Annotated in this window: 2 protein-coding genes; both read right to left on the bottom strand. The window is 68.9% G+C overall.

The window, feature by feature from the left end; translation table 11 throughout:
• Positions 1-1,151: toxic anion resistance protein (locus NHG85_RS12090; protein WP_253332701.1), on the bottom strand; the 1,151-nt coding region annotated here is incomplete at its 3' end.
• The coding region (locus NHG85_RS12085; protein ID WP_253332700.1) for a 5-bromo-4-chloroindolyl phosphate hydrolysis family protein at positions 1,151-1,835 on the bottom strand (685 nt) is incomplete at its 5' end. The genes NHG85_RS12085 and NHG85_RS12090, both read right to left, overlap by 1 nt.

Genomic DNA, 1,835 nt, shown 5'->3' with positions numbered 1-1,835 from the left:
GTCGCGGCGCGGCCGCGCGCGGCGCCCAGCGCCGATTTCAGCTCTTCTTCCATGCGGCGCAGCTCGGCCTCGGCCTCGGCGCGCTTGCGCTTGCCCTCGTCGGCGATGTCGAGACTTTCGTCGATCGTGGCGATAAGGTTGGCATTCGCCGCCTTGACCGCCTCGATGTCGAAGACGCCGCGCTCCATCTCGGTGCGGATCGCCTTGTTGGCCGAGCGCAGGTTCTCGGCGTTCGAGCGCAGAAGATCATTGGTCAGGTCGTTCGCCTCGCGCACGGCGCCCGCCGCGGCGGCGCCGCGCTGGATCGTCACCGCCTGCGCCAGCTGCGTCTCCCACAAGGGCACGGTGTTCACGAGGGTCGAGTTGATCTTGGTGACGAGGCTCTTGTCGTTCTCCTGCACCAGACGGATCGAGGGCAGCGACTGCATCGTCACCTGGCGGGTGAGCTTGAGGTCGTGCACCCGGCGTTCCAGATCGTCGCGCGCGGCGCGCATGTCGCGCAGCTCCTGCGCGGCCATGACCTGCGTCTCCTCGGGGGCGGCCTCGACCCGGGCCTGCTGGGCCGGGATCTCGGTCTCATCGATCTCCTTCAGCCGCGCCTCGCCGGCGGCGATGTAGAGCGCGAGCTCGTCGTAGAAGGCGAGCGTCTTGTCATAGAGCACGTCGAGGCTCTCGATGTCCTTCATCAGCGCGTGCTCATGGCGCAAAAGCTCGTCGGTGATCCGGTCGATCTGGCCCTGTACCTCGCGGAAGCGCTCAGTGAACTTGGCCAGCGGCTTGGCGCGGCCCATCAGCTTGTCCCACAGCGACCGCTTGCGGTTCGGGTCAAGCTCGCCCACGTCGAAGCCGCGGATCGTGGCGACGATGTCGCGCAGGCTGTCGCCCGCCGGGCCCACGTCCTTGTTCTGCACGCCTTGCAACATCGACTGGCTGATCTGCTGCAGCTCGGCCTGCGCGCCCGAGCCGAAGCGCACGATGGAATTGGTGTCGTCGAGGTCGATCTCGATCATCCGCCTGCGGATCTCGGCGCTTTGTTCGGGCGCGGCGGCCTCGAGCGTCAGCTCGGGCCCCGGGTCGGGCAAGCGCGCGTCGTTCAGCACCTCGATCTCGGTCATGCGGGCGGCTGCCGCGTCGCGGGTCTTGTCGGACATCACTCGTTCCCTTCTTCAGACTTCGCCACAACGCCCTCGCGCGCCAGGCGGTCCCGCAACACCCGGATTTCGATATCCATGTCGGTCCGGTCCGAGAGCAGCATCGTCTCGGTGCGGGCCGCGAAGTTGGCATCGAGATCCGTCAGGAGCGATTCATACTCGGCCCGCGCCGCGCTGTCGCGGTTTCGCGACCACAGATCGGCGAATTTCACCGAAGCGTCGCGCGCGCCCATCAGGTAGACGCCCAGGTAGCGCCGCGCCTGCGTCAGATCGCGCGGGTCGCGCTCCACGGTGCGGATCATCTCCCGCGCGCGGGCCTGAAAGGCGGTGACACGCTCGTCGAGGCGACGGTCGCGCAGGGCCGAGACCGCCTCGCGCATCTGTGCAAGATAGCTCTCGGCCTCGTCCACCACCTTGGCCACGCGGTCCTGCTGGTGATCGTCGACCCCCTCGATCCGCTTGTCCGACATCGGGTCGATCCCGAAGGCGGCGACATGCAGCCCCGAGGCGGCCAGCCCGTAGAGGGCCGCGCCGATGATGCCGCCATCGCCGGACCACGCCGCAAGCGCCACGCCGATGCCGGTGAGGCCCGAGGCCATCATCTTGCGCGGCCAGGCCGGGCGGCGCGCCACGGCGCGCGCGCGCCACTCCGCCTCGGCCCGAAGCCCGTCGCGCAGCAAGAAC

This window comes from Limimaricola litoreus (assembly GCF_024159025.1).
Lineage (GTDB): Bacteria > Pseudomonadota > Alphaproteobacteria > Rhodobacterales > Rhodobacteraceae > Limimaricola > Limimaricola litoreus.
The sequence above is the reverse complement of the archived record's forward strand: the minus strand, read 5'-3'. Positions and strand labels throughout refer to the sequence as shown.